General features: G+C 38.1%; 7 protein-coding genes and 1 tRNA gene. 5 read left to right on the plus strand and 3 right to left on the minus strand.

What is annotated here, in order from left to right:
* Positions 1-300 precede the first annotated feature (300 nt).
* A tRNA-Leu gene (locus ACFING_RS05125) sits at positions 301-385 on the minus strand.
* A gap of 221 nt (positions 386-606) precedes the next feature.
* Here ACFING_RS05125 and ACFING_RS05130 point away from each other — a divergent pair.
* Together ACFING_RS05130 and ACFING_RS05135 are read left to right on the plus strand one after the other, a co-directional pair.
* Entirely contained in the window at positions 607-1,212 is a 606-nt protein-coding gene (locus ACFING_RS05130) for a YqaA family protein (RefSeq protein ID WP_273790911.1), read from the plus strand.
* Positions 1,213-1,224: 12 nt separating this feature from the next.
* A complete protein-coding gene (locus ACFING_RS05135) occupies positions 1,225-1,797 on the plus strand; it encodes a disulfide bond formation protein B (RefSeq protein WP_375621583.1) in 573 nt (190 codons plus the stop codon).
* Here the strand turns inward: ACFING_RS05135 and ACFING_RS05140 are convergent.
* On the minus strand, positions 1,794-1,928 hold the full coding sequence (locus tag ACFING_RS05140; protein WP_375621584.1) for a hypothetical protein: 135 nt from the start codon (positions 1,926-1,928) through the stop codon (positions 1,794-1,796). The two genes, ACFING_RS05135 and ACFING_RS05140, sit on opposite strands and share 4 nt — an antisense overlap.
* Positions 1,929-2,092: 164 nt before the next feature.
* Here ACFING_RS05140 and ACFING_RS05145 point away from each other — a divergent pair, with 164 nt between their 5' ends.
* Positions 2,093-2,617: a type II toxin-antitoxin system PemK/MazF family toxin gene (locus ACFING_RS05145; protein WP_273790913.1), complete on the plus strand. Its 525-nt coding sequence runs from the start codon at positions 2,093-2,095 to the stop codon at positions 2,615-2,617.
* Between the two features lie 1,890 nt (positions 2,618-4,507).
* Here the strand turns inward: ACFING_RS05145 and ACFING_RS05150 are convergent.
* Positions 4,508-5,146, minus strand: a complete 639-nt coding sequence (locus ACFING_RS05150; protein ID WP_375630100.1) for a hypothetical protein — start codon at positions 5,144-5,146, stop codon at positions 4,508-4,510.
* 1,083 nt (positions 5,147-6,229) lie between these two features.
* Between ACFING_RS05150 and ACFING_RS05155 the strand changes: the two genes are divergently transcribed.
* Together ACFING_RS05155 and dut are read left to right on the plus strand one after the other, a co-directional pair.
* Positions 6,230-7,039 carry a VIT1/CCC1 transporter family protein gene (locus ACFING_RS05155; RefSeq protein ID WP_375630101.1) on the plus strand — a complete coding sequence of 270 codons (810 nt, stop codon included), beginning with the start codon at positions 6,230-6,232 and terminating at the stop codon, positions 7,037-7,039.
* A gap of 259 nt (positions 7,040-7,298) precedes the next feature.
* The gene (gene dut, locus ACFING_RS05160) at positions 7,299-7,829 is read left to right on the plus strand and encodes a dUTP diphosphatase (RefSeq protein ID WP_375630102.1); all 531 of its coding nucleotides are present in this window, start codon (positions 7,299-7,301) and stop codon (positions 7,827-7,829) included.
* The last annotated feature ends 785 nt before the right edge of the window (positions 7,830-8,614 follow it).

Consider the following 8,614-nt stretch of genomic DNA (forward strand, 5'->3'; position numbering starts at 1 on the left):
CATCCATCATATACTTTACCTCCAATGATGCCCTTGAAACGGCATAAGAGGCATTTTTATTCATTTTTTGTAAAATTTCACTCCACGCGAGAGCTCATCTAGCTTGTAACGTACGAGCGACATGATTTTGGTTGATTTACTATAAGCAGACTTGAAATGAGAGAATCCTACGGTATTCGAGGTTTTTCATTCAACATGCAAAACATTGAACACGGTCTATAAATCCCACGTTTTATAACCCCCATGTTTTATAAAACAACGTGATGCGCCATAATAGGATAAAGGAAAATATTTATGAAGTGGTGCGGGTGGTCGGACTCGAACCGACACTCCTCTCGGAACCAGATTTTGAGTCTGGCGCGTCTACCAGTTCCACCACACCCGCACACTGCTATAAAAGACAGGACTATAAAAGACAGACTTGTCGATTATTCCTTTGCACTATATGAAGAAGAACAGATTCGTCAACAGAAGACTTCTCATTTTTTAAGAATTCATATCATTTTCTTATCTATTTTATGAAATACTTTCTTTATTGGATTTCTCTACCGGATTTATAGCAATCTCATTTGTAAAGTCTTTACCTCTTAAACTTATAAAAGCCTCATGATATTAAACAAATTAAAGCTTTGGACGATTTCTTTAGCAAATCGGCGTACAGCACCACACTGGCTTGGTTTCATTGCCTTTATTGAAAGTTCTGTTTTTCCAATTCCCATAGATGTTTTATATATTCCGATGCTTCTTATCCATCAAAAGCGGGTTTATCGCTATGCTTTGATTGCGACAATCTGTTCTGTATTAGGAGGCATTGCCGGTTGGTTTATCGGACATTTTGCCTATGATACCCTTGCCAAACCCATTTTAGAAATTTATGGTAAGGTTGAAAGTTTTGAATCACTGAAAAATAGTGCAACCCTGCAATTTCTCATCATTTTACTGATAACATCAGGTTTTTTTCATCTTCCCCCCATCAAGATTGTCACAATTTTGGCCGGTGTAATGAGTGTACGTCTTGAACTTTTCATGCTTATTTGTATTTTTTCTAGAGGCGCTCGTTTTTATCTTCTCGCGTGGCTGATTAAACATTTTGGACAAAAAGCAATGAATTTTCTAGTACAGCATTTCAAATGGATTGTTCTCATTGGTTGTGTTAGCCTCCTTTTAATTTATGGGATTTTCATAGCTTTTTTAAACAGGAAGCTTTTATAAGGAACAGACTTAATGGCATGCGTTTTGTCTTCTCACCCACTTTTACACAAACACCTTCATCTTGAACCCAGCAGAAAAGAACAAAGTTTATGGGCTTTTTTTCTCGCTTTTTGCTTGTCTGCCACAATAGGGATTGCCCTTGGTTTTGAATATTTCGGAGGATATCTTCCTTGCGATTTATGTCTCATAGAGCGTTTTCCTTATTATGGAGCCATACCATTTTTGCTCTTAGCAGGTTTTGGGGCATGTTTTTTTCGCATAACTGCTTGGATACAACTTTTATTTTTGTGTGTTTTTGTCTTAATGTGCATCAGCCTTGTTTTAGCCGTTTATCATGCGGGTGTTGAATATGGCTTTTGGGCAGCTCCCCTCAGTTGTGGTTTAAGCGCAGTCAGAAAAACCTCAGACATTAACCAGCTGCTTAACCAATTAAACAACATTCATCCTCCTTCTTGTTCTGAAGCATCCGCACGCTTTCTTTTTCTCTCATTTGCCGGTTGGAATGTCGTCTCAAGCCTATTTTTCTCCCTTATAAGCCTCTATATTACTTCAAAAGGGCTCCTTTCAGTCCATAAAAAACTCTAACCATAAAATAGAAACGAAACCGCGTGCACTCGTTCTCTCCAATCGCTTTCCCCTACCAACAACCCTCCAGTCACCAATCCCCACCCAGAACCACCCACCGCCAAACCAACCCACCCACACCAACGAGTCACCAACATCCCTCCTCTAGCGTTGTACTCAAAAGACAAAAATAAGCAGATACATCCATTTTATGGTTTCACCTCTCTGTACTTATAAGCAACATTTTGATAAAAACTCGTGATAGAAAAGCCGTAAAATAATAAGTGAGGGGACCAATAAATATAAATGGTCTGCTATGGCTGAAGATAAGAACACAGAGCCTTCTACCCTATCACCTATTTCCTTAGATATAACCAAACTTGAAGAACCATGTGTTATGATGGAACATGATCATAATGCATGGCGTGAGCATATAAAAGAAAGGGATTTAAATGCGCCTTACGAAAAACCACCTCATATAAAACCACGAATCAAATCGGCACCACGCATCAGACAAGTTTTTTGGTGTGATTTTCCTCATGATTCGATACTCCCGGAATTTTGGAAAAAGCGGCCTGTTTTAGTGCTTTCTAAGAATGCAAAATTATATGGAAATGTGACAGTTTTACCTTTTTCAACGAAATCACAACCCAATAATCCCGCTGCGTATCCAATACAATCTCCCATAGAGAATAAAAAAGCGTGGATTATCTGCAATTATGTCACAACAGTTTCTGTAAGTCGTTTAAGTTGCTCACGTACCGTTCCAAGGTTATCCTGCGAAGATTTTCATAAAGTTGTAGCTCTGATGCTCAAATATTTACCGCATTTACAGTATTGACTTTTGAGAAAAATAAGTGTATCTATATCACCATACACGGCATCAGTAATGGTGGCCGCTTCCCCGCAAGGGGAGATAGGAACGAAGGAGTGGGAAACCGCTCCTTTCGTCATTTTTGGTATTTTTTTGAAAACTGCCATTTTTTGCAACCTTCCCTAGAACATATCCAACATTCATTCTCCACCGTTGTTGTTTTGAAATATCTGCGATTTTGGGTAAGCAGAAGACAATATCCACACCTTGGATCCGGTAAAGTTTCCCACGGAGATTACCGAGATGTTGTACATACTTATCATTTCATTGCACAAAAAATCGTTCTGCCGTTGCTTAAACTTTATATGATTTTCCGCAATGGGAATATCTTTCCAAGATTGAAAAAAATTTCATAATTTGGCATAACAAACAATCCCTTGTTCTTCGCGCTCTTGAAGTGTTCAATCGCTCAATTTACCAAAAGATATTCGACCTCACAACTTGTTTATTTACGTCCCTCAATACGGATGAAGCGGATGAAAAAGCCAGCATTTTTGAAAAGAAAAAAATAGTAAAGAGCATTTAATGATTCAAACGCTTTAAGACTACACAGAATACTCCATTCATCTTTGAACGCATCTGTTTCTGTTAAAGAGAGCTAATAATGCTTATATAATCTGAATAATATTAGTTTACTTACCATATGATAACCGATTGATAACGATAACGCTAAACACAGAACTTACATCACCACACCTCAAAATAGTATTTTTACGAGATAACAAAGAAAATTCTGTAGTAAAACAGAAATCAACACCCAACCGATTTCTATCTCTTCACCAATAACAATTGTTTATTGCCCTAACCGCATTATTTCACCTGTCACACGACCCAACATAGCTTTTACAGATAGATTTTCTTCCCCTTTTCCGAGAAACGATCTATGCTATTTTGGGATTTACTGCTAAATTGCGTATGCTTGCACTTTGAATACCTTTCTCTCACCATATAAAAGGTAGATAAAAAAATAATTTCGTTTATCAGCTTTATTTTAAAGACATACCTATTTTTTACAGGATACGTTTTCCTTTCTATCAGCCCTATCGCATTTAATACACTTGTCGTTTCTAAACATGAACAACCAAGCATCACAATGGAACAATAGACACCCATCACTTTCATGGGCACTTGCATTGACAAGAGATAAACAAGAGCATTGATCACCACACACGGAGCAAAAATCTATAGCGACTACGCCATAGACTTTCGCCACGCACGGGTTATTCTTAAAGCATATTTATGATGAGATAATCATTTATGACATTCTTTTTGTTACACCACAGAACGGGTTTTGCTAACCAGTTTTATTATTGTGCAAATTTTTCAAGAGAAATCCTCACTCGCTCATAGATGACAAGATTTCTTTATGGAGAGAACGTATGGCGCTCAGTTTTGACCTTTTCCATAACAAGGATAAGTTCAAACTTTAACCAACACGACAATACACCTACTCTAAACGATTTATGTACCACCTCATCCGCAACACATTGCCAAATATCCGTACATTTCCTCGAAAAATTTTCACACTTTTACGCATAGTAAAAAAAAGATTAACTTTAATCATGTTGCACTCCATTTTAATTGATTTGGATTTTAAAAATGACCAAAAAAATCAAACAAAAATAGAGAGGTAAGTTACGAAAACTACAGGGTAAATTTTACTGCCGCAAAATGTCTATTTTCCCCCATCTGAACAGTCATTGGAACATTATAAAAATTATTTTCATTGAAAAACAATTACTTATAATCTAGGGAAGAAAAGTAAAAATCTCCCCCAGAAAAAGAGATTACCTTCAAAATTATCAAAAAAAGCAGCACAATTTTAGTGATCTTTTTATTTTTTTTCTTTTGATAAAATTAATTGGCAGGTGTCTTAGGAGCCCCTCCGGTAGGTTCCCAATTCGCAACAGCCGCTAATTCCTCAATGAGCTTCTCTCTTGGTAAATTATTATCATCCACCAACTTGTACTGAACGGCATGTTCACTAAGCCACTTTATAAGCGTTCCTTTAACAGTTTTACCACCCTCAGCCTCACTCACCGCTTCCCATGCTGCAACAATAGCAGCAAGCTTTGGAGCATAACGTGGATGCGTTGGATCTTGAAACGCATAATATTTCTGATCCTTAGTCTCAGCAGAATCATCCTCAGGAAAAAAAAACGCAGGACGCAGACCACGCGACGAAAGCCATTCTTTTAAATCATCAACGAGAACATATGAGGAATATGTCTCTATATAATTAGAAAAACTCGACCATTCTATCTTTAATTGATCGTCTTTTCCTGCCTGAACTATGGCATTATAAGCTCCTCGGAAACAAGCAGTTTTCTCTGATGATACGGAAAGGTTATCTTCGTAAATATCACTCTTTTCTGGTTCCATTTCATCGTGAAACAAACACTTTCCTGGATTTAATCCAACTATTAAAAGCGCTGCCTGCGGTATTGTTAGTTTGTGCAAACCCAAAAACCATTCTAAACTATCATCAATGTCCATAGAGTTCCTCTTTTTTCTGCACAATTTCGCTCTTTTTTAAAAACATCAAAAACGTTTGTTAACGCGTAGAGATTATGCACTTTTCACATTTCAACTCATCCCATACTTTAAATAAAAACACAGCACCCACACTCCTCCTTGTGATACACAAGAAAATGATTTGAATTGATTTAAGATAAGAAGTTTTGAAGTGAGAGAATTTTACTGAATTTTGGGCTTTCATGCAAGATATCAGGCAAGTTACAAGGCGATAAATGCCCCTTCATAAAGCATAAATTTTTATGCGTGATCAAACAATTTGATATGATAATATCTCTGTCATTTATGCACCCCCACCCTTAAACCTGCCCCTGCAATCACAGCACAAAAGATAATTCGTTACACGCTAACAAATCCACCTAAATGCAAAAGCTGTAACAACGCTAAAATGCGCGTAAATATCATAAGAATACTGTCTTACACCTCCACAAGCAGAATGAGTGGCGTAAAAACTGTACAATAAAATGTCATGCCTATAATGAACCGTGCTAAAGACTGTCGCAACACTGGGAGCTAAGGTGTATGATGATGCCGGCTTGCTCTTTTACGAAGCGTAAAGATTAAGAAGACTCAATGGAGTTTATATTATTTCATGGACATTTTGCTGCTCTACCCTTCTATACTCTTCACGGGGCCCCCCACGCGAAATGGGCTTTTATCCCTTGAATAAAGATCTCCTTTAAAAGAATCATTTCAAATTCTAAGAGCTGTTACAGTCTTTTGAACGCATAAAATGAATGATGATGCTAGCTTATTCCTTTCCTATATTCTCGAACATCAATACATTGAAATGCTGAAATGCTCCATTCAAACGCCCCTTTAGCAAAATAAAGCACATTGTCTCTTAAATTTTTTCACGTAATCATTTCTTTCATGCGCCCCTGTCGTCTCCATTTGATAAATCTCCTTGTACTTTCTCAGCATCCCAGCACCTTTTTTCTCAGTGCAACCTTTTTGCAATTTTTCAGTTTTGAACTTTTAGATTGACTTTCGGTTTATTTTTCTTATGTTTTAGAATTATTCTAAAGTGCAAAGGAACAGAAAATGTTGAAATTGTTTTTTTCATTTGTACAACGTAAAGCTCTGTCCTTTCGTTCAGCACAAAACGTGATACTTAAAGCGCTCAAATTAAAAGAGCAACATGCGGCGCTCTATTTAAAATATGCAAAAGCTCTAGAACCTTATTCCTCTAAGGAAGCGGCGGTTTTTACCGCCATGGGGCTTCAAGAGCTTAAAAATTATAAGCAACTTTTGTGCCTTTCTTGCCATAATCGTGCAAACACTATCGGTTCATTATGTGACAGAACTTCTCTTGTGAAAGGAAAGAGCCGCCATCCCTCCCCAAAAACAACAGCGGCAAATCACACCATAAAAAAGCCTTCGAAAACGCAAAGACAAACACTTTTGACTTGGATTCAACCAGGTCTTGCAGGGTTAATGGATGGCTCTGTCTCCACCCTTGCCCCCATTTTTGCCGCAGCTTTTGCCACGGGAGACACGCATCAAACTTTTTTGATAGGGCTCTCAGCTTCAATTGGTGCGGGACTTTCAATGGGTTTCACAGAAGCAGCCCATGATGACGGCAAATTATCAGGGCGTGGTTCGCCATTAAAAAGAGGTCTTGCCAGCGGCATTATGACAACATTAGGAGGACTAGGTCATACTCTTCCCTATTTGATCAACTCTTTTTATGTAGCAACAATTATTGCTTTTATCATTGTTTTTTTCGAACTAGGCGCCATCGTCTGGATTCAGAACAAATACATGTCAACTCCCTTTTGGCGCGCCTCTTTACAGGTCATCATTGGTGGTGCTCTGGTTTTTGCCACGGGTATTCTTATCGGTAGTATCTAAAAAATCTTATCTGTAACCATAATTTAGATCTCAAATAAGCGCATGCCCCTAGGCATAAGCCATCCTTGATGATGCCATTATTGAAAAATGCCATTGATAATGTTAGGTGGTGTTGTGGAATATTTTAAGTCAGTAAGAGATGATAAGCAAGCTCTGGGGACAACCTATATCCACACACCTTTATCGACTTGGTTTTATAGATATCTTTTGTTAAAGTATCATTTTCTTCTAGACCTCATATTTTGGAAATGCCTCGATCATGTCGCACACTGAAACCAACGCCCCTTTAAACAATCATCCTGTCCCTTCTCAATCTTCACATGCCCAGACTTTATTTGTTCAGCGTCTTGCACACGGACAAGGTTTAGAACTTCCTTGCTACGCGACAGCGGGTTCTGCGGGTCTTGATCTACGGGCAGCAATTGGAGAAGAAGAAACGCTTGTTCTTGCCCCTAGGCAGCGGGCACTTATTCCAACAGGTCTCATTTTTCATTTATCTCTTGGGTTTGAAGCACAAATACGTCCACGCTCTGGCTTAGCCTTAAAACACGGCATCACATGCCTCAACACTCCAGGAACGATTGATAGTGACTACCGTGGTGAAGTCAAAGTCCTTCTTATCAATTTAGGACAAGAAGACTTTTCCATCCAACGAGGCATGCGCATTGCCCAAACAGTCATCGCTCCCGTATCCCAAGTCAATGTTTGCGCCATTGAACCAGAGCAAAGTACCCAAAACCATAACGAGAGCCGTGGAACAGGAGGTTTTGGTTCAACGGGACACACTTAAGAAGCTCTGAAAAAATCGCTATCCTTAAAATAACACACACACTTATTCCAACCACTCTTTCACTTAAAACCCCTTGGGCTTTTAAAGTGCAGAAGGAGTGCGCATTTGCTTTCAAAGTTTTTTCACTAAACGCACCTCTAAACAAGCATCTCTCAATTACGTCTCGTGCACTATACAAAACTTCATTATCGCCCGATACCCCTCCCTCATAACAAAAAAATTGGCATTAACCATTGAGCGTTCACACACTGCTTGTAATGTCGACAATCTATACATCATATTGATTTATAATAATAATGAATTGTCTTTCAACTTAAATGAGAAATCTCAATACTGTAAGATTGTTTTATGGCAAGCCTATTTATATTAAATCAATCAAAAGCATGTTTCTCACATTCCAAACGTGGCTAGCATGCAGATAAAAACTGGAAAAATGCCTATAATGAATACGTGTCCTAAACACTATCGCAACATTGGGAAAAAAATATAAATACGATAATGGTGCTCGCTTACTCTTTTGTTAAGCGTAAAGATGGTGATGTTTGATAGGTTTTTTGATTATTTTACGGGGGCTTTACCGTTATACCATTTATGGATAACATGTAAGTTTTATGTAAAAATAACTTGCTGTATTTATACAGCTTTTTTACAGTGAGGGACGCGTAAATAAAAGTTAGGGAATAGGATTTTGCAACACGTCTCTTAATGATTGCGAATCAAGAGTTCTTTTCGGGGTGGTTTTTTAGCAAAACCAGAGGTCCAAAGGGTCTCTAATTCTAAAAAGT

Source organism: Bartonella sp. AP150HLJHH (assembly GCF_042196385.1).
Classification (GTDB): domain Bacteria; phylum Pseudomonadota; class Alphaproteobacteria; order Rhizobiales; family Rhizobiaceae; genus Bartonella.